Source organism: Chryseobacterium piscicola (genome assembly GCF_900156685.1).
GTDB classification, from domain to species: Bacteria; Bacteroidota; Bacteroidia; order Flavobacteriales; family Weeksellaceae; genus Chryseobacterium; species Chryseobacterium piscicola.
In genome coordinates this window covers 150,578-169,871 of record NZ_FTOJ01000001.1, presented here as the reverse complement: position 1 = coordinate 169,871, position 19,294 = coordinate 150,578, and the positions used below count along the sequence as shown (strand labels likewise).

Genomic DNA, 19,294 nt, shown 5'->3' with positions numbered 1-19,294 from the left:
TATTTATTTGGGTTTTACTGGTACTGCATTAGGGTTGGTTATATTAAAATTAGGATTGTTTCCTTCAGGCTGTTTAGAATTTGGTTTTGTCTGAATAGCATTCGGATCTGGTGGAGCAGAGTTAGGAATATTTCCTGCAGGAATTCCTGGCGCCCCCATTAGTGGAGGCTGTTGAGTAGGTGTTTGCGACTGGGGCTGACCCTGGAAATTTCCGAAATTGGGATTGCCTGGTTGTGGCATCACATTTCCTTTGTTGTCTGTAGACTGAAATGCAAGATCACTTTTCAAATAAGTAAGCATTTCCTTTGCTTTCTCTCCCTCAGGAGTTTTAGCATAATTAAGAACTATTTGCTCCAGCTGAAGAATCATCACTTCTTTCCCATTCAATTTTCCAGAATTGAAGGCGTTGAGCAAAGATAACTTAGGCACCAAAGCATCTTTAGGATTTTTCTTTATAGCCTGATCAATAATGGCTTGGCTTCCGGTAAATTTTTCAGATTCATACAAGGCGAAAGCGGTCTTATAGTCATTCTCTGTATCTGCAGAAGATTTTACAAATGTATTGTTCTTGGGGTTTCTGGCAAATTCTGCAAACGAAGTATAGGGATAATCTTTTAACAATATTTGTTTTGCGCGCTCTGCTATTTGAGGATTTTTTTCATAATTCATGGCAAAAATCTCATACAAAGCCTGAAGCATTACCTTTTCTTCAGGATTTACATCTACCAGATCGTAGAGGGTTTTTGTTGCCAAAGGAGTATTGGTAAAGTAATTTTGATACATTACACCCAAACCTAAAGAAGCGGTATCACGGTCTTTCTTCAGTTGACCCAATTTACCTTCATCGGTAGGGATTTGCTCAATATAGTAAGAAGGTTCAAAGCGTCTTGGGTTGGGTGTGGAATTTACACCTAGTGCTTCATTTTTCATATCTTCAATGGTCGCCATTTTTTTAGAAAAACGCCAATTGTCTGAAAGTGCTCTATCACCCCAAACCTGTTTAAAAGTAGAAGTTCCTTTGCTCACAGTTCCGGTATTGCTGAAATAAAACCCTTTTTGGCTTACCCCAAAATCTTCAAATGAACTTCCGGAGTTGGCAAATAGAGAATTTGCACTGTAATCTCCAGTGTCAAAACCTTTGTTTCTTTCTGCACGTATTCTTTCCTGCTCCTCCTTTTCTTCTTTTATTTTAAGCTTTGCAATATGTTTGCTGAAGAAATCTGTCTTTTGTTCTGGGCTTAGTTTTGCCAAAGATAGAATACTGTCATTTTTTTTGATGAGGTAATAATTTTTTGAAATCTTTTTGATGTAATTGCTTTGGTCTGCAAGAAGAATTTTTGAAGGTTCATACGTCATTACGGCCAAAGCAGAATCATAATAAGCCCCAGCTCCTATGTAATCGTTTTTCTCTAAATAATGATTGCCAATTTCATAATAAGTTAACCCCCTTACCTGCCCGTCTGAAACCTTTTCTAATAAAGATTTTTTGAAAAACTCCTGTGCTTCATCTTTTTTTTCGGCTTTATTTGCCATTAAACCTAGCGCATAATAAAACTCGTTTTTTCTAGATCCGTAAGTACCTTTTTTACTTATTTTTTCAAGATATTCTCTGGCACCGTCGTAGTTTCCTTTACCATTAAAAGTTTTGGCAATCTGAATTTGTGATTTCACTTCAAACTCAAAATCATTTGCATATTTGTAGGCAGCAGTAAAGCTCTCTCTGGCTTCATCATTTTTACCCATTTCCTGTTGCACTTGTCCTTTTAGAAAGGCAATTCGGCTTCTTAGTTCTCTGTTGCCATTGAGGTCAAATGCGCGATTCAGTTCTTCTAGAGCTTCGGCTTTTTTTCCATTATCAAGTAATGCTTCGGAACGGTAAATGCTTAAAAGTTTATCGTAATCTTTTTTTAAACTTTCATTTTTGATTTGTGACCAAATCTGTTCAGATTTATAAAAGTTTTCCATTTTCGCATAAGCGAGACCTTCGTAAACTTTGGCTAAAGGAATTCTTTTGTCTTCCTTCATGTGTGTGTAAACGTAATTGAGAGCATCTAAAGCCTGAAGATTTTTCCCTTGATAAATTCTGGATTGTACCAAAATAATGTAAGCATCAAAGATAGTTTTGTTAACTTCTTCATTTTTTCTGATAACAGAGTATTTGTTGATTGCTTTTAAAGCCTTTGCTTCGGCAATTTCAAGGATACTAGCTCCTTTATTAGCTTGTTGGTTAGGATCTTGTCTACCTGGCAAACCCATCATTGCGCCGCCCGGAGCTCCTTGCATTGAAGGAGGTCCGCTTGGTTTTCCATTTTGCGGGCGGGTAACTTCTGCCATTTTCATGGAGTTTTCTGCAAAAGCGGCAGATTGACCCAAGTCACTTCCTAAAGGTTGCTCGTCATAAGTCAAAATAGGAATATAAGGCGCATAAAAATTATCTTTATGGGCTTTGTCTCTGTTTTCAAACTCCGTATTCAGTGCGTCTTTTGCATTGAAAAGCGTGTTGTAATATGTTGAAAATCCTTTGATAAACTTAGATCTTGCTTCAGGTTTTTTTACTTTCGTAGTACAAGAAACAACAAGAATCGCCGTTAAAAGGAATAAGATATTCTTTTTCATTATTTAATATAACTCTCTAATCTGCTTTTTATTATCGCAGAATGATGATTTTGTAAAAATAACAAAATTTTATTTGGAAATTTTTAGATATTTTTCAAAATTTGATAAACAATATGCGTCGGAAGTCCCATTATTGTATAATAACTTCCTTTTATATTCTTAATTTTTGCCATTCCGAGCCATTCTTGTATTCCGTAGCTGCCTGCTTTGTCGAAAGGTTGATAATTTTTAATGTAAAAATCTATTTCTTCATCAGAGATTTCATCAAAATCTACATCGGCAACGTCTGTTTCTGTAGTGGTTTTGTCTAAAGTTTTAATTGTAATGGCTGTATAAACCTGATGTGTTTTACCAGATAAAAGTTTCAGCATTTTTTTTGCCTCATTTTCGTCCAAAGGTTTTCCCAAAAACTGATTTTCTATCGCAACAACGGTATCCGCCGTAATCAGTACTTCATCATCAACCAAAACTCTGAAAACATTTGCTTTTAATTCAGACAAATATGCTGCTGCCTCTCCTACTTTAATGTGCTCGGGAACAATCTCTTCGCAGTCAATTTTCACGACTTCAAACTCAAATCCCAAACTGGAGAGAAGTTCTTTTCTCCTAGGAGATTGTGATGCTAATAATATTTTCATATCACACTATACAGATTGTGTATTATCATCATGCCATTTTCCCTGCACTTTCATGACCTGCTCTATAACATCGCGTACTGCTCCACTCCCTCCTTTTACTGAAGAAATGTAATCTGAAATTCCCTTTACTTCAGGAACTGCATTTTCGGGACATGTTGCAATTGCAGAATTTTTCATCATGTGAATATCCGGAAGATCGTCTCCCATAGTAAGAATCTCGTGGTTTTTTAAATGGTATTTGGATTTAAAAGATTCATAATCAATCATTTTGTTGTGTGATTTTGCGTAATAATCTTCAATACCGAGATAGCTGATACGATGTCTTACCATTTCATCATTTCCACCGGTAATAACACCTATTAAATAGTCGTTTTTTAAAGCTTTTACAACAGCATATCCGTCCAAGACATTCATTACTCTGCTCATATTTCCTCCTGGCATCAGATAAACGCTTCCGTCTGTGAAAACACCATCTACATCAAAAACAAACGCCTTTATATCCTTTAATTTCTCTTTATAACTCATTATCAAAAATTTAAAAAAAACTTTAAATCTAGTCGAGATTGTAAGTAAGTCTTACCGTTATTCTCGCTGATTTTTCTTTACTTGAGGTATCAAAATTCCCACCATAACTGTCTTCGTCCGTAGATCCTTTTGCTGTAATCTGGAAGACACCCATTGATGCGTCTTTTAATTTTCCGAGGTCTTCGTCGGCAGTATTTACAATTTTTTCGGCTCTTTGCATGGCGTCTTTTGCACCTGCTTCTATCAAACTATGTTTCAAAGACGAAAGATCAGAATAGGTGTATTGAGCAGCGGATGGCTCAAACTGTACTCCACTATTGATTAGTTCAGCTGTTTTATCCATTACCGTTTCAATTTTTTTCATCAGATCCGGATTTTTCTGTGCTCTAAAAAACACATTTTGTGAAGCTCTGTAGCCATCAAAAACTTCTTCTGAACGCTCAGCACCATCTGGATCTTTTGTGGTAATAGTGCGGAAAGATTTTGAAAAATTTACGCCACCAAAAGCAAATTCTCCTGCTTTGAAACCTTTACTGTAGAAAAATGCTTTTACCTTTTCTTTGTCCTGCGAAATTAAACTGTAAGCCTCTTTTGCATCCATAGCACTAGCGTCAAAACTGCCTCCCCAACTCATTTCGTCTGATATAAAATCTTTAGAACCAAGTCCTGTAACGGAGATTGTATCTTGTTTTAAATTTCTATTTTTAAAACTGGAACCTAAAATGAGAGCAGTAATCACAATTGCTGATCCGATGATGAAGGAACGGATAATATTGGTATTCATTTTTTTGGGTTTTCATCAAAGTTAATATTTTATCACAAATGATACATTTTTTTAATTGAAAGATTCATTGTTTTATATATCTCAAGGCTTTCGTCTTTCAATAATTGCTCATGTAATTCTAAAATTCTTTTATCATTTCTTACGGCTGGTCCGGTTTGAGCAGATTTTGGATCTATTTCATTGATTTTCATCACGGTTTCGTTAATTAATGGTAAAAAGTAATCAAAAGGAATTTTCTGTGCGTCAGAGATTTCTTTAGCTCTCGAAAAAAGATGATTCACAAAATTACAGGCAAAAACAGCGGTAAGGTGAATGTATTTTCTCTTTTCGTAAGTACTTTCTGTTACATTTTCTGATATTTTTAAAGCCAACTCAGTTAAAATTTTCTGATCTTCTATATTCTCAGTCTCGATAAAAAAAGGAATTTTAGAATAATCTAATTCTTTTGATTTTGAAAAAGTCTGTAAAGGATAAAAGCTTGATTTTCTGTACTCCCCTGCCAAAATTTCTTTGGGTAAAGAACCTGAAGTATGGGCAACGAGACAATTTTTTTTGGTAATCAAATTAGAAATATATTCTACCGAACTGTCGCTTACACAAATCAAATACAAATCTGCATCTGATAGTTTTTCAGTTGAAAATGGGATATTTAATTCAGACGAAATTTTTTGAAGTTCAGTTTCGTTCCTTCCAAAAATAAGGCTTACAGGAATTTTATTAATAAAAAATGCTTTTGCCAAATGATAAGCGACATTTCCAGAACCAATGATTACTATTTGCATAAAACAAAGATAAGATTTTTGATTAGGACTGAGATTTGATGTTTTATGAATTATTAATGACCTAACCCCAAAATTTTTGAAAACTACAAAAGACACACAATTGGTTTATGTTATACTGTTTAAATAATTTTTAAGCTTTTTGTTATACGGCTTTTGTCTTTTAAGATCTGTAGTTGAAACTTGAATGTTTTAATATGAAAAAAATTAGTATTAACTTTAATAAGTTTAAAACTAGAAATAAATAGATGGACTCAAAAATGAAGAAGTAATTTAACTTTCGGTTATTTTTGTAATCCAAAACAATGAAAGCATCTTATGAAGAACAAAGACGCGGAAATAATTTCGTTGATGCAAGAACCGCAAACTCGCGAAAAAGGAGTTCGAGCTTTGATGGATGCTTACCAAAGCCGCTTGTATTGGCATATCAGGAGAATAATCGTAGACGGTGATTTGGCTCAGGATACTTTGCAGGAAACGTTTATCAAAGCTTATCAGAATTTCCATCAGTTCAAAAATGATAGTCAGCTCTACACTTGGCTCTACAGAATTGCAACTAATGAAGCATTGCAACAGCTTAATAAGCTAAAGAAAATGCAGAAAACCGATGAAGATCCTGAGTATCACATGCAAAATCTTGTTGCTGACAATGCGGGAACAGATGCGGAAGAGATACAGATTTTGTTGCAAAATGCAATACAAAGTCTGCCAGAGAAGCAAAAACTTGTCTTTATGATGAGGTATTATGATGATCTTCCTTATGAAGAAATATCAAAAATTGTGGATATGTCTGTTGGCACCTTGAAGACGAATTATCATTACGCCAAACAGAAGATAGAAGAGTACATAAAAGAAAATTTCGAAAAGTAATTTTTCAAGACCAAAACATGAAAGACTTCGATATAGAAAAATTAGATAGGCAAAACATTTACAGTGTTCCAGATAATCTGTTTCAGAATATTCAGAATAGAGTGTTGGCTGAAGCGAATGATTTCGATGTTGAGAAATTAGAACGCAAAAACATTTACCATATTTCGGATGGTTTATTTGAAAATATCCAAAATAATGTGATAGCTGATGTGAAGGGATTTGATTTAGAAAAGCTAGAAAGAAAAAATATTTATAAAGTTCAAGACTATTTATTTGAAAATATTCAAAGTAGAGTATTGGCAGAAATTATAGTAAAGAAGAAAACTCCTATTTTTAAGCTTAGTTGGGCTTATGCAGCGGCAGCATCTTTAGCGTTGATTTTTGGTGGAACGTTTTTATATAATAGTATTTCAGATAATTCATCAGAAATTGCTGTGGTAGAAATTTCTCCTAAAAAGGAAAGCCAAATAGCGTATGAGACTTTGCAGGCAGATTTAACCTCGGTAGAAAGTAATAATCAAATAGCTGAAAACCAAGACGTAAGACCTTTGGTAAGTACAGCTTCACAGAATGGTAATACTGCTAAAAATGTGAAAACTGTAACTGCATCAAAAAAACAGACAGAAAAACAAATGAACGAGTATTTGGATTCTTTCACAAGCTCTGAAATTGCAGATCTTGCAGTAAACGGTAATCAAGATGTTTACTTAGATCTTTATAACTAAACTAAAAATGAAAAAACTTTTTTTAATATTATTTGCGTTCTGCAGTTTGGGAGTTTTTGCCCAAAAAGATTACGATTGGAAGAAAATGGATCCCAAACAACGCAAAGAAATAATCAATAATATGTCACCGGAAGAAAGAAAGTCTTTGCTTATTAAATTCCGGAATAATATGGTGTTGGAGCAACTGAATATAGATGCAGATGATAAAGAAGAATTTACACAATTGTATAATGAATATCTGGACAAACAAAACCAAATAAAATCGCAGTTTGATTCTAATTTTAACCCAGAAACGCTGTCTGAAGACGACGCCAAAGTTAAACTACAGCAAAGCTTCGATGTAGGACAAAGACTACTAGACAACAGAAAAGATTATGCAGAGAAAATGCAAAAAGTAATTCCTTGCCAAAAGGTGTTGAAGCTTTTTCAATCTGAGGGAATGATGAGAGACAAGATGAATGAGAAAAAATACCACGGAGGCAAAAAATGATCAATACTGTAGTGAAGTTTACATAATAGTTTATTTTTTAATGTTTGAACGACCCATACAATCTATTTGTAAGGGTCGTTTGATTTAAATTAAGACTTTATGCAAGATAAATTTCTCTATTTTTATTCCATTAAATCACCTTTGAGGTAGAGTGAAAGCACAAAAAATTAAAACGTAATTACCCCACATTTTATTATCTTTGCAAATTACATAGTTCTTAAATGAAAAACATACGAAATTTTTGCATAATCGCCCATATCGACCACGGTAAATCTACTTTGGCAGACCGTCTTCTGGAATATACCAATACGGTGACCCAGAGAGAATTACAGTCTCAGACACTTGATGATATGGATTTGGAAAAAGAACGTGGGATTACAATAAAATCTCACGCCATCCAGATGGATTATGAGCTTAATGGCGAAAAATATATATTAAATCTTATCGATACACCGGGACACGTAGATTTTTCTTACGAAGTTTCCCGCTCAATTGCCGCTTGTGAAGGTGCACTTTTGATTGTAGATGCTGCGCAAAGTATTCAGGCACAAACAATTAGTAATTTGTATCTGGCTTTAGAAAACGATCTGGAAATTATCCCAATCCTTAATAAAATTGACCTTCCTTCTGCAAATCCTGAAGAAGTTACAGACGAAATTATGGGGCTTATTGGATGCAAATATGAGGATGTTCTTCGTGTTTCTGGGAAAACCGGGGAGGGTGTTCGTGATTTGTTAGAACAAATCGTTGCTAGAATTCCGGCTCCAGTTGGAGATCCGGAAGCACCACTTCAGGCATTAATTTTTGACTCAGTTTACAATCCGTTCAGAGGAATTGAAGCCTATTTCAAAGTAGTAAATGGTAGTATTTCTAAAAACGAAAAAATTAAGTTTTTTGCAACAGGAAAAGAATACGGTGCAGATGAGGTAGGAACTCTGAAACTGAAACAAGTTCCGAAAAAAACAATTGAATGTGGTGATGTAGGTTATATTATTTCAGGCATTAAAGATGCTCGTGAGGTAAAAGTGGGAGACACCATTACTTCTTTCGTGAATCCTGCTGCTGCTGCAATTGACGGGTTTGAAGAAGTAAAACCAATGGTTTTTGCAGGAATTTATCCTATTGAATCTGAAGATTTTGAGGAATTAAGATTTTCATTGGAAAAATTAAGACTTAATGATGCTTCTTTGGTTTTTGAACCGGAAAGTTCTGCAGCTCTTGGTTTTGGTTTCCGATGCGGATTCTTGGGAATGCTTCACATGGAAATCGTTCAGGAACGTCTTGAAAGAGAATTTGATATGAACGTAATCACGACGGTTCCCAACGTATCTTACCACGGATATTCTAAAAAAGATCCAGAAACAACTATTTTAATCAACAACCCGTCTGAAATGATTGATCCCAATCTTTTAGATAGAGTAGAAGAGCCGTATATAAAAGCTTCAATTATTACAAAATCTGATTTTGTGGGTCCTGTAATGACGCTTTGTATTGAGAAAAGAGGTGAAATTGTAAACCAGTCTTATTTAACGGCGGATAGAGTAGAACTGACCTTCAATATGCCTTTGGCAGAAGTTGTTTTCGACTTTTACGATCGTTTGAAATCTATTTCTAAAGGTTATGCATCTTTCGATTATTCACCAATTGGAATGCGTTCTTCTAAGTTGGTAAAAATGGATATCTTGATCAATGGTGATATGGTGGATGCGTTATCTTCATTAATTCACGATTCTAATGCTTACTACATTGGGAAAAAGATGTGTGAGAAACTTCGTGAACTGATCCCGAGACAGCAGTTTGATATCGCTGTTCAGGCTGCTTTGGGAGCGAAAGTTATCGCCAGAGAAACCATTAAAGCTTTGAGAAAAGACGTTACCGCAAAATGTTATGGTGGTGATATTTCAAGAAAAAGAAAATTGCTGGAAAAACAGAAAGAAGGTAAGAAAAAGATGAAGCAGATTGGTAGAGTAGAAGTACCGCAGTCGGCATTTATGGCTGTTTTGAAGCTGAATGACTAGCCATCATTGATAGTTTTTAAATACAAATCCGCAGAAAATTTCTGCGGATTTTTTATTGTAGATAGTGTGTAGATCTTTGATTTTTAATGATTTTTTCATCTATAGAGATTTCAAAATCCTTTGATGTAGCTTTATAAAAAGAAATTTTTGCCTTTCTTTTTTCTCCTTTTTTCAGATGTGGAAATGAATAAATCAGAATTTCGTTTGGTTTTAATTCAAAATAACGATTTTTAGGAAATCCCATTCCACATATTAAATAATCACTGTTTCTGATATATTGGAATTTCTTATCCTTGAGAACATATAAACCAACAACTTGTGCTTCGACGGGAATTCTCAGAGTTTTGGGTGAAATATTTTTAATAAAAACAGGAAACGCTTTATATTTTTTTACTTCTTCTATTTCATAATTTCTTGCATAAAGCGGAATAGTATCCTTTTCTTTGACGATAATTTGAGTCGTTTGATTATTTATAGTCTCATATAAATATTCTCCAGTTTCTTTAATTTGAATAGCTTCAGGATTGAAGAATGGTCTGTATATAAAATTGATAGAATCTTCAAACTTTTTTCTTGCTTTTGAATATTCAGCTGCATTTTCATTACTTTTTGGCGGCGGTGGCGGCGGCGGCAAAATATACTTGTAATATTTTACATCAATGTTTCTGTTTTCTTTTCCAATATAAATTAGTGAAGTTCCCATTTCATTCATATCGTAGTTAAAATTCTGAAAGCTCAATTTCTCACCTTTTGGGAAACTCAAAACAAGATTATCTGCAAAAGTTTTTTCCTTTTTGCAGCCTATTAATAAGATCGTTAAAATCAAAAGAAATCCTTTCATTCAAATCTTTGCTAATAATTTTGAATGTACGAAAAAACCGTCTCAGCTGAAACGGTTTGATATTTATTTTTTGGAAAATTTTATTTCCATGGTCTTAAACTCTTTGCCTGTTTTAGAATCTGGGCCGTACATTTCCATTTTTTGAGTGTTGTCATCAATAAAAGTGAAAACTTCTCTCACGTCGCAATCTTTTCCGGGTCTTGATGGGTCGGTCATTTTTCCTTTAAATTCTATGGCTTTTTTTGATGCATTCCAGTCGCCTTCCATGGTCATGATTCCCGTTCCCATATTGTCGATCCAAGTGCTTACAAATTTCTTTTTAGCGTTGTCATACCCTGTAATGCTCATTCCTTCAAAAGGCATTCCCATAAAATTTCCTTTGTGTTCACTTGTTTGGTAGCGACCGTCAAAGATCATTTTATTGGTTGTAGTTGATGTACTGGTCATAGGTTTTCCACCATCTTCCATCCACATTGTGTTTTCACCAGACCATGCACCGTCAGATTTTGCTAGCATTTTCTGCATATCTCCCGGCGTAGCAAATTCCATCCATGCTTTGTTTGCGGTTGCAGAATCTACAGGTTTCCATTCTTCATTGGCAACAGATTCTTTTCCGTCAGAAGTTTTTACATCGGATTTTGTTTTATCACAAGCGATAAATAGAAGCGCAGCGCAGGCTGTAAAGAATAAACTTTTCATAATTACTTAGTTTTAAAATGATTATAAATTTAAGAAATTATTGAATCCAACAATAAATTATTTTAATTTAGAGATTCAAATTTCTAATTGCTAATTTTGTGTACAAATAACGCAAATAAAATTATGGATTCGCCAAAAAAACCGCAAGATATCAAAGTAGCTGTTGATGCTGTTATTTTCGGATATTTTGATAAAAAAGACCTTCAGATTCTTTTAATAAAAAGAAATATTGAACCTTTCAAAGGAGTTTGGGCTTTACCTGGAGGTTTAGTTTTAGATGATGAAAACTTGGATGACGCTGTAAAAAGAGAATTGCAGGAAGAAGCGGGCATAAAACCAGATTTTCTGGAACAACTCTACACTTTCGGGAATATAGGTCGTGATCCCAGAAATAGGGTAGTTACGGTTGCTTATTTGGGTTTGGTTAATCCTTCTTATCATGAGTTATTGGCATATTCTGATGCGGATGAAGCGCAATGGTTTGGGATTAATAATCTTCCGAATTTGGCTTTTGATCATCAATCGATCATAGATATTGCTTTGAAAAGACTTCGTTCAAAAATTTGCTATCAACCAATAGGTTTCAATCTTCTTAATGAAGAATTTCCATTTTCCGATCTTGAAAACCTTTATAAAACGATTATAGGAAAAGAAATCGACCGCAGGAATTTCCGAAAAAAAATCATGAGCTATGGACTTTTGAATGAAACAGATAACATAAAAAAAGTAGGAAGTGGAAGACCGGGAAGATTATTTACTTTTAATCAGAAAAAATATAGAGAATTGGAAGAAAAAGGTTTTTATTTTGAAATAAATTAATTTTTTTTTGAATTCATAATAAGTAATTGATCTTAACGCTAAAAAGGTCTCAAATACATTGTTTTCTTTGAAATTTGCTTAAAAAAGCACAATATGAAGCCAATAATTAAATTAATAAAAGGCGACATCACGAAAATAAATGCAGACGCCATCTTTAAATTTACCAATTCCTCATTATTGGGCAAAATTGGTGTTGATGGTGTTATTTATCGAGCTATTGTAAAAGCAGATTTTAGATCAAAGGATAAAAATCTGAGTCCGACAGAAAAAATGTAAAACTCACGAAGTATTTGCCACTTCAGAGAAAGGTTTTGCTGCAAGATACGTCATTCACAAGTTGATAGATTCAATTTGAAATAATGAAAAAATGAGTCAAAATTATTGATGAATAATTATAAAAAGCTTTTAAATAATTAAAATGAAGGGTTTTGTATTTGGAAAATTTTATCCGTTTCATATCGGTCATAAGAAGATGATAGAGTTTGCTCTTGAAAAGGGAATTGTAACCGTTTTGGTATGTGCAGAAGAGCAGGAAAAAATAGCAGGAAACATCAGAAAAGAATGGATCAGGGAAACTTTTCGGAATAATAAAAATCTAAAGGTTCAGGTTTTTAAGTATAAAGAAAATTATTTCCCGAATACTTCTGTTTCAGATTGGGAAGTTTCCAAGATATGGAGCCAAGTTTTCAAAGAATATTTCAAAAATGAAGATTTTCTAGTGACTTCTGAAGAATACGGTGAAATGCTTTCTATGATTATGGATATTGACCATTTTATGTATGATGAAAACAGGGAAAACATCCCTATCTCAGCTTCAGAAATTCGTGAAAATTTGTTTGAAAACTGGAATTATCTGCCGTTATCTGTTCAGAAATATTTTGCATTACAAGTGGTTTTTCTTGGCACAGAATCTACTGGGAAAACTTTTTTAGTCAATAAATTATCTGATTATTTTAAATCTAATAAAGTTTTGGAAGCGGGACGAGATCTTATTTCAAATTCAAAAGAGTTTGATTTTAATGATTTAGAAAAAGTGTACATGGAACACACCACTAGAATTGAAAATGTGAATTATCAAGAAAGTTTTTTAACGTTGATTGATACCGATATTCACATTACAAAATCGTATTCTGAATTTATTTTCGGTAAAAAACTAATAGTTCCAGAAGAAATATGTGAGAAAAATAAAGCCCAACTTTATCTTTATTCAACAAATGACGCAGAATATATTCAAGACGGAACACGGCTAGAAATCGATGATAGAAATAAATTAGACGAAAGCCATCGGAAAGTTTTAAATGAAAATAGAATTGTGTTTAAAGAAATTTCCGGTACCCGGAGTAATAGAGAAAAATGGGCAATTCGATATATAGAAGAATTGATTTCAGAAAAAGCAAAATTATTGATGTAATAATTATAACCATAACCATAACAAAAGCAATAAATTTTGGGAGTTTGATTGGGCGATGACTAAAACCTGTCTGTGAGACTAGGGGAGAGGCTTTCTAAACAAAAAAGGATTTATTTAGCTTAAATAAATCCTTTTTTATGGTATAGAAAAATTTTCTAATTTTTCTTTTTTACTTTAGATTTTACCTTTTTTACTTCTTCTTTTATAAAAGGATATTTTTTCTGCATGTCTGTAGCTAAAGTAGAATCAAGTTCCAAAGCATTTTGTAGTGCCAGTTCGCCTTTTTCCTGATTTCTTAGGTTAAACCAACAATTACTTAGCTGGTAATATAACTCTGCTCTATTGTGCGATTTTAACGCATTTTCAACAACAGTTACAGCTTCGTCATATTCTCCCAAAAGCATTAGAACCTCACTATACGCATACCAGTTGTAAAAACGGGAAGGCTCTGTGTCTACCAGTTTTTTCAGGCAAACTAAACTTTCTTCAAACCTTCCAGATTCTATAAAAAGAAAAGCAAGCCTTTTTTGATACTCAAGGTTGTTGTCATTAAGTAAAGTGGCTTCTTTTGCAAAATGAAGAGATTCTGGCATGGCTCCCATTTCTTCGTACAAATAAGATTGTTCCATCATAGAAAGATAAAACTGAGGGTCTTCTCTCAATGATTTCTGAAAATAAGTAAGCGCCACAAAAAGTTGCTTTTGAGCTTTAAAACAAAGCCCAATTTTGTAAAAAGTAAATGCTTTGGTATATTCTAATTCCAGCATATCTTCATACACTTCAATGGCCTTGTCAAATTGCTTCAGAGCTTCGTAACAAGCTGCTTTGCTGGCATAAACACCCACCGCATTAGAGTTGATTGCCAAAAGATAATCGAACCCTCGTATGGCTTCTTCGTAATTTTTTCTGTTGAAATAAAACTGTCCGTATTCACTCCAGGCTACTTCAGAAAAGGCAAAATCATCCAAATACGTATTCAGGAAAGTGATTGCTTCGTCACTTTTGCTCAGCTCGTTGAAGCAAATCATAATGTTTTCTAATGAATATTCGTCTGTAGGATCATCTTTTAAAGCCTGCTGATAATGTTTCAAAGCATTGAAAGGGTCTCCTAAATTGATGTATTCATCTGCAATAAAATTGTTGAGAAAATTTTCTTCTTCGCCCAAATCTAATGCTTTTTTGCAAATATCTATTGATCTTTTGGGATTTCCTAGATTAGAATAGTATTTGGCGTAGCACACCAAAAAATCGGTGTTTTCCATCGATGCTCCTCTAAGCTCGTTAATGAGTTCTTTTGCAGAGGTGTAATCTTCCCATTCGAGTAAAACTTCAAGTTTTTTGATTTTTATCTCTAGAGAATTTGGATGTAGCTTTAGACCATAGTTCACTGCTATATCTGCATAATTAAAGTCGCCAAGCTCAAGGTAATAAACAATAATATCTTCCAACTCTTCTGTATCGTAGTAGAATTCATCATTGCTCTCAACCATTTCTTCGAACTTTTTTACAAGTTCATTTTCAAAATATTCTTCCAATATAGTATCTCTCCGTTATTTTCAAAGCTCAAAATTGATTTATAAACTTCGAAAAAACTTTTTTAATTAAATTTTATGTCCCAGACTTTTTCCAAAATTCTAGGTTGTTTTTGTGCTTATGTTTATTTTCTTTATTAAAAATACAAAAATTCCTATTTAAATCAAACTTTTTATCTTTTCAATCATTTTATCTCCTAAATCATCTGCTTCTTGCTGAGATTTTGCCTCAGTGTAAATTCTGATAATAGGTTCTGTATTAGATTTTCTTAGGTGAACCCAATTGTTTTCAAAATCAATTTTTACGCCATCTACTGTAGAAACCTCTTCATTTTGATACTCTTTTTCCATTTTAGTTAAAAGTGAATCAACATCAATTTCCGGTGTAAGTTCAATTTTCTTTTTGCCCATGTAATATTCTGGGTATCCTGCTCTTAATTCAGAGACCGTTTTGTTTTCTTTTGCAAGATGGGAGAGAAATAGAGCAACACCTACCAAAGAATCTCTACCGTAATGAATCTCTGGATAAATAATACCACCGTTGCCTTCACCACCAATTACTGCATTTTTTTCTTTCATTAGATTCACTACATTCACTTCTCCTACAGCGCTTGCAAAGTATTCTGAATTGTGGTTTTTTGCTACATCTCTCAAAGCGCGGCTTGAAGAAAGATTTGAAATCGCCACTCCGTTTTTATTTTTCAAAAGATAATCTGCAACAGCAACCAAGGTGTATTCTTCGCCAAACATTTCTCCTTTTTCATCAATCAGAGCCAATCTGTCAACATCCGGATCTACAACAATTCCTACATCTGCTTTTTCTTTGATAACCAATTCGCAAATGTCTCCCAAATGCTCCTTCAAGGGTTCAGGGTTATGTGGGAAATGACCTGTTGGGTCACAGTAAAGTTTTACCGTTTCAACACCTAATTTATCTAAAAGCATTGGGATTGCGATTCCTCCAGTAGAGTTTACCGCATCAAGAACGATTCTGTAATTTTTAGCTTTAATGGCTTCAACATCTACCATAGGCAAATCTAAAATCTGCTGAATATGAATATCAAAAGCATCATCTCTCGTTTCGTATTTTCCTAAATCATCTACTTCTGCGTAGTTGAAATCTTCATTTTCTGCCAATTCCAAAACTTCTGCACCATTTTCTCCGCTGATGAATTCTCCTTTTTCATTTAAAAGTTTCAGGGCGTTCCATTGTTTTGGGTTGTGGGAAGCTGTCAGGATGATTCCACCGTCTGCTTTTAATTCGGGAACCATTATTTCAACAGTTGGTGTTGTAGAAAGTCCCAGATCAATCACATTGATTCCTAAACCTTGTAAAGTTGCAGTAACCAATGAATTAACCATTAATCCTGAAATTCTCGCATCACGACCGATAATTAAGGTTAAATCTTTTTTATTTTTATTATTTTGAAGCCAGGTTCCGAAAGCAGACGCAAATTTTACAACGTCCAAGGGTGTAAGGTTATCACCTACTTTTCCACCTATTGTTCCTCGGATTCCGGAGATTGATTTTATTAAAGACATAAATTTTGTGAATTTTAAAACTTTTGCAAAAATACGAATAAAAGAAAGAATGAATTGTGAAAAGTTATTAACCTTTACGCTCAAAAAAATTATTATGATGCTAATCTTTATCAACAAGAAATAGAACATTTCTACCAAGAAAATAAAGAAATCACAACAGAACTCATTAAAGCAAAAGATCAATTGATAGAAGTTTTACAAAAAGAAATAGAATCTCTTAAACCCAAAAACTAAAGATTCCCAAATATCTCATCCGTAGAAAAACTCAGTTCTGGAAAGGTTCTGGAACTAATAATTTCTCCTTCGGTTGCGGGTTTTAATCCTATAAAATTCTGTTTAGCAAAACAAAAAATTGAATATTTTTATCGGGAGGATGCACAATCCAATATTCCGAAATACAGCTTCTTCGTAAATGCTGAATTTATAATCCATATCTCTTTTGGCGTTTACTGGAGAAAGGTTAAAGAAATGTTTTCATCTTTTTTTAATGATTTATGAACACCCACAATCAGAATCACAGCCTGGCTTTCCTTTTTTGAATTTTTTTGGGGCAAAATTCTTTCTAAGTGTCTTGTATAAAGAATAGCAGGCGAAAAGCACCATAAGCGCAACGATTACATATTGAAAGACGAGCGAAGTATCCATCTATTTTAAAATCTGATAGGCAATTAGCGACACAAAATAGGCCAAGCCAGTCATCATAGCCAGCTGAAAACCAGTCCATTTCCAGCTTTTGGTTTCTTTATAAACGATGGCGACAGTAGATGCACATTGCATAGCGAAGGCGTAGAAAAGCAATACAGAAATTCCGGTGGCAAAACTGAATACTTTTTCGCCGTTGGGCTTGGTGTCGTTTCTCATTTTATCGATTACTTTTCCTTCGGGAGCGTCGTCGTCAAGACTGTAAAGAGTAGACATTGTTCCTACAAAAACTTCTCTTGCAACGAAGCTTGTGAGAATGCCGACGCCCATTTTCCAGTCGTAGCCCAAAGGGGCAATGGCGGGCTCGATGGCTTTTCCCATTCTTGCCAAATAAGAGTGATCTAGTTCAACATCTGTGGCAACAATTTCGTTTTCATTGAGTTTAGGGCCAAAATAACTTAATACCCAAATAATTATACTTACTACAAAAATGATTTTTCCTGCTCCGGTAATAAATCCCCAAACTTTTCCTAAAACAAGTTTAAAATCATACCAGAAGAGAGGTTTTTTATAGGTAGGAAGATCCATCACTAGATAAGACTTTCCTTTTTGTTTAATGAAATATTTAAGAATGAAAGAAGACAACAGTGCAACGAAAAATCCTAAAAAATACATTCCCAACAGTACCAAAGCTTTGTAAGATATGCCAAAGAAATTGCCGTCTGAAATAATCAAACCAATCATAATGCTGTACACCGGAAGCCTCGCAGAACACGTCATGAAGGGTGTTATCAGAATGGTGAGCAGTCTTTCTCTTACGTTTTCTATATTTCTTGTAGACATTACTGCGGGTATTGCGCAGGCGGTACCTGAGACGAGCGGAACGATGCTTTTTCCGTTGAGACCAAAAGGGCGCAGAAACCTGTCCATCAAAAAAACTACTCTTGCCATATATCCCGAATCTTCTAACAGAGAAAGAAAAAACAATAAAATACCAATTTGAGGGGCAAAAATAACGATCCCGCCTATCCCAGGGATAATTCCGTTGGATATAAGTGAGTTTAAAGGGCCTTTTGGCAAATGCTCTTCCGAAAAAGCAGAAAGCCAAGCAAAAAGCTCATCAATCCAATTCATAGGATATTCTGCCAAGAAGAAAACGCATTGGAAAATGAAAAGTAAAACAAAAAGAAAAACAACATAACCCCAGATTTTGTTTACGAGAATTTTGTCTAATTTTTCTGTAAGCAATTCTTTTGCATTTTGCTTTTTAGAAATAACTCCCAGTAGCATTTTATCTGCAATTTGATATCTTCTAACCGTTTCTTGTACCTGAATTCTTTTTGGGTTTAAAGATTTTGAAGCTGAATTTTCTTCAGCCTGATTTTTTTTATCCGAATAAAGTGAGATGCTTAACCAAGCTTTGTAAGGATTTTGTATATTTTGCTGAGTGGCTATTTTTCCTACAATATTTTTATGCTCTTGAGGGATTTCAAAATAAGGAACAGAAGATTTCTTAAACTCATTTTTCAGAATTGATTCTTTCAGCTCCTCAATTCCGGTTTGTTCTTTGGCATTGGTCTGAATGATTTTTAAACCTAAAGCTACTTCTAGTTTTTTTACATCAATATCAACTCCTCTTCTTTTTGCCTGATCGACTTGGTTGAGAACCACAATCATTGGTAAACCTGCATCTAAGATCTGCTGCATCAAAAGCATTCCGCGTTTGATACTTAAAGCTTCGAGGATGTAAATTACTCCGGTATAGTTTTTCTTGTCGAGAAGAACTTTAGAAAAAACGGCTTCATCTTCCGAACTTGGGTAAATGCTGTACGATCCTGGAAGATCGGTAATTTTTACCTCTTCATTTTTATAAGAGTAATTTCCGGAATGGCTCGTAACCGTAACTCCGGAATAGTTTCCGGTTTTTTGTGTTGTATTGCAGAGTGCATTGAAAAGGGTAGACTTTCCCACATTGGGATTTCCTACCAATAGCAATTGTTTTTCTTGGTTTTCCTGCATTTTTTAGATTGATTCTTCAACAATAATAAAATCTCCTTCTTCTTCTCTAAGGGCAATTCGGCTTTTTTCTTCACCAAATTCAATATATATAGGCCCTTTGAATGGTGCCTGATACAGTATTCTGAATGAAGTTTCAGGAAGCAGGCCCATTTCAAGGATTTTGTTGGGCATATCGAAATGCTCATTGTCATAACCTTTTATAATTCCCATTTTGTTTTTAGGAAAGTGGCTCAGTTTCTGTGGATCTCTCTGTTTCAAAGCTGAAAATTTGTCGTGCAAATATAAGTTATTTAAATTAAATCTAAATTAGAAAAAAACAGAAACAAACCCAAACACATCGCTGT

At 34.2% G+C, this 19,294-nt stretch carries 18 protein-coding genes; 7 read left to right on the top strand and 11 right to left on the bottom strand.

Annotation, left to right across the window (positions count from 1 at the left end; all coding sequences use genetic code 11):
* Positions 1-3: 3 nt before the first annotated feature.
* The 5 genes from porW to BW939_RS00800 form a co-directional block, all read right to left on the bottom strand.
* Positions 4-2,616, bottom strand: coding sequence for a type IX secretion system periplasmic lipoprotein PorW/SprE (gene porW / locus BW939_RS00820; protein WP_076448868.1), 2,613 nt, complete (start codon positions 2,614-2,616; stop codon positions 4-6).
* Positions 2,617-2,699: 83 nt separating this feature from the next.
* Positions 2,700-3,254, bottom strand: coding sequence for a Maf family protein (locus BW939_RS00815; RefSeq protein ID WP_076448867.1), 555 nt, complete (start codon positions 3,252-3,254; stop codon positions 2,700-2,702).
* A gap of 6 nt (positions 3,255-3,260) precedes the next feature.
* Positions 3,261-3,779: a KdsC family phosphatase gene (locus BW939_RS00810; RefSeq protein ID WP_076448866.1), complete on the bottom strand. Its 519-nt coding sequence runs from the start codon at positions 3,777-3,779 to the stop codon at positions 3,261-3,263.
* Positions 3,780-3,807: 28 nt separating this feature from the next.
* The gene (locus tag BW939_RS00805; protein WP_076448864.1) at positions 3,808-4,563 is read right to left on the bottom strand and encodes an SIMPL domain-containing protein; all 756 of its coding nucleotides are present in this window, start codon (positions 4,561-4,563) and stop codon (positions 3,808-3,810) included.
* 32 nt (positions 4,564-4,595) lie between these two features.
* Positions 4,596-5,345, bottom strand: coding sequence for a Rossmann-like and DUF2520 domain-containing protein (locus tag BW939_RS00800; RefSeq protein WP_076448862.1), 750 nt, complete (start codon positions 5,343-5,345; stop codon positions 4,596-4,598).
* Between the two features lie 315 nt (positions 5,346-5,660).
* Here BW939_RS00800 and BW939_RS00795 point away from each other — a divergent pair, with 315 nt between their 5' ends.
* From BW939_RS00795 to lepA, 4 genes are all read left to right on the top strand, one after another.
* Positions 5,661-6,212, top strand: a complete 552-nt coding sequence (locus BW939_RS00795; protein WP_076448860.1) for an RNA polymerase sigma factor — start codon at positions 5,661-5,663, stop codon at positions 6,210-6,212.
* 17 nt (positions 6,213-6,229) lie between these two features.
* Entirely contained in the window at positions 6,230-6,937 is a 708-nt protein-coding gene (locus tag BW939_RS00790) for a hypothetical protein (RefSeq protein ID WP_228417066.1), read from the top strand.
* Between the two features lie 7 nt (positions 6,938-6,944).
* The gene (locus BW939_RS00785) at positions 6,945-7,427 is read left to right on the top strand and encodes a hypothetical protein (protein WP_076448859.1); all 483 of its coding nucleotides are present in this window, start codon (positions 6,945-6,947) and stop codon (positions 7,425-7,427) included.
* Positions 7,428-7,648: 221 nt separating this feature from the next.
* On the top strand, positions 7,649-9,445 hold the full coding sequence (gene lepA, locus BW939_RS00780) for a translation elongation factor 4 (protein ID WP_076448857.1): 1,797 nt from the start codon (positions 7,649-7,651) through the stop codon (positions 9,443-9,445).
* A 52-nt stretch (positions 9,446-9,497) separates the two neighbouring features.
* Here lepA and BW939_RS00775 read toward each other — a convergent pair whose 3' ends face one another.
* Together BW939_RS00775 and BW939_RS00770 are read right to left on the bottom strand one after the other, a co-directional pair.
* A complete protein-coding gene (locus BW939_RS00775; protein WP_076448855.1) occupies positions 9,498-10,286 on the bottom strand; it encodes a hypothetical protein in 789 nt (262 codons plus the stop codon).
* A gap of 63 nt (positions 10,287-10,349) precedes the next feature.
* On the bottom strand, positions 10,350-10,985 hold the full coding sequence (locus BW939_RS00770; RefSeq protein WP_076448853.1) for a DUF1579 domain-containing protein: 636 nt from the start codon (positions 10,983-10,985) through the stop codon (positions 10,350-10,352).
* A 123-nt stretch (positions 10,986-11,108) separates the two neighbouring features.
* Between BW939_RS00770 and BW939_RS00765 the strand changes: the two genes are divergently transcribed.
* The 3 genes from BW939_RS00765 (at position 11,109) to BW939_RS00755 (ending at position 13,215) form a co-directional block, all read left to right on the top strand.
* Positions 11,109-11,804 (top strand): NUDIX hydrolase, encoded by a 696-nt coding sequence (locus tag BW939_RS00765; RefSeq protein ID WP_076448851.1) that lies wholly within the window; start codon positions 11,109-11,111, stop codon positions 11,802-11,804.
* Between the two features lie 93 nt (positions 11,805-11,897).
* Positions 11,898-12,080 (top strand): macro domain-containing protein, encoded by a 183-nt coding sequence (locus BW939_RS00760; RefSeq protein WP_076448848.1) that lies wholly within the window; start codon positions 11,898-11,900, stop codon positions 12,078-12,080.
* A gap of 142 nt (positions 12,081-12,222) precedes the next feature.
* Complete coding sequence (locus BW939_RS00755) at positions 12,223-13,215, top strand: AAA family ATPase (RefSeq protein WP_076448840.1); 993 nt, start codon at positions 12,223-12,225, stop codon at positions 13,213-13,215.
* Between the two features lie 155 nt (positions 13,216-13,370).
* Here the strand turns inward: BW939_RS00755 and BW939_RS00750 are convergent, their stop codons facing one another.
* The 4 genes from BW939_RS00750 to BW939_RS00735 form a co-directional block, all read right to left on the bottom strand.
* Positions 13,371-14,750, bottom strand: coding sequence for a tetratricopeptide repeat protein (locus tag BW939_RS00750; protein WP_076448838.1), 1,380 nt, complete (start codon positions 14,748-14,750; stop codon positions 13,371-13,373).
* 156 nt (positions 14,751-14,906) lie between these two features.
* Positions 14,907-16,289 carry a phosphoglucosamine mutase gene (gene glmM / locus BW939_RS00745; protein ID WP_076448836.1) on the bottom strand — a complete coding sequence of 461 codons (1,383 nt, stop codon included), beginning with the start codon at positions 16,287-16,289 and terminating at the stop codon, positions 14,907-14,909.
* Between the two features lie 645 nt (positions 16,290-16,934).
* Positions 16,935-18,950, bottom strand: a complete 2,016-nt coding sequence (gene feoB, locus BW939_RS00740) for a ferrous iron transport protein B (protein ID WP_076448835.1) — start codon at positions 18,948-18,950, stop codon at positions 16,935-16,937.
* A 3-nt stretch (positions 18,951-18,953) separates the two neighbouring features.
* A complete protein-coding gene (locus BW939_RS00735; protein WP_076450062.1) occupies positions 18,954-19,208 on the bottom strand; it encodes a FeoA family protein in 255 nt (84 codons plus the stop codon).
* Positions 19,209-19,294: the final 86 nt, after the last annotated feature.

Excerpts from the sequence above, each read along its gene's own strand:
- BW939_RS00785 (WP_076448859.1), top strand. The coding sequence starts at position 6,945 with ATGAAAAAACTTTTTTTAATATTATTTGCGTTCTGCAGTTTGGGAGTT.
- BW939_RS00765 (WP_076448851.1), top strand. The coding sequence starts at position 11,109 with ATGGATTCGCCAAAAAAACCGCAAGATATCAAAGTAGCTGTTGATGCT.
- BW939_RS00795 (WP_076448860.1), top strand. The coding sequence starts at position 5,661 with ATGAAGAACAAAGACGCGGAAATAATTTCGTTGATGCAAGAACCGCAA.
- BW939_RS00810 (WP_076448866.1), bottom strand. The coding sequence starts at position 3,779 with ATGAGTTATAAAGAGAAATTAAAGGATATAAAGGCGTTTGTTTTTGAT.
- glmM (WP_076448836.1), bottom strand. The coding sequence starts at position 16,289 with ATGTCTTTAATAAAATCAATCTCCGGAATCCGAGGAACAATAGGTGGA.
- BW939_RS00805 (WP_076448864.1), bottom strand. The coding sequence starts at position 4,563 with ATGAATACCAATATTATCCGTTCCTTCATCATCGGATCAGCAATTGTG.
- BW939_RS00790 (WP_228417066.1), top strand. The coding sequence starts at position 6,230 with ATGAAAGACTTCGATATAGAAAAATTAGATAGGCAAAACATTTACAGT.
- BW939_RS00770 (WP_076448853.1), bottom strand. The coding sequence starts at position 10,985 with ATGAAAAGTTTATTCTTTACAGCCTGCGCTGCGCTTCTATTTATCGCT.
- BW939_RS00800 (WP_076448862.1), bottom strand. The coding sequence starts at position 5,345 with ATGCAAATAGTAATCATTGGTTCTGGAAATGTCGCTTATCATTTGGCA.
- porW (WP_076448868.1), bottom strand. The coding sequence starts at position 2,616 with ATGAAAAAGAATATCTTATTCCTTTTAACGGCGATTCTTGTTGTTTCT.
- BW939_RS00775 (WP_076448855.1), bottom strand. The coding sequence starts at position 10,286 with ATGAAAGGATTTCTTTTGATTTTAACGATCTTATTAATAGGCTGCAAA.
- BW939_RS00755 (WP_076448840.1), top strand. The coding sequence starts at position 12,223 with ATGAAGGGTTTTGTATTTGGAAAATTTTATCCGTTTCATATCGGTCAT.
- lepA (WP_076448857.1), top strand. The coding sequence starts at position 7,649 with ATGAAAAACATACGAAATTTTTGCATAATCGCCCATATCGACCACGGT.
- BW939_RS00760 (WP_076448848.1), top strand. The coding sequence starts at position 11,898 with ATGAAGCCAATAATTAAATTAATAAAAGGCGACATCACGAAAATAAAT.
- BW939_RS00815 (WP_076448867.1), bottom strand. The coding sequence starts at position 3,254 with ATGAAAATATTATTAGCATCACAATCTCCTAGGAGAAAAGAACTTCTC.
- feoB (WP_076448835.1), bottom strand. The coding sequence starts at position 18,950 with ATGCAGGAAAACCAAGAAAAACAATTGCTATTGGTAGGAAATCCCAAT.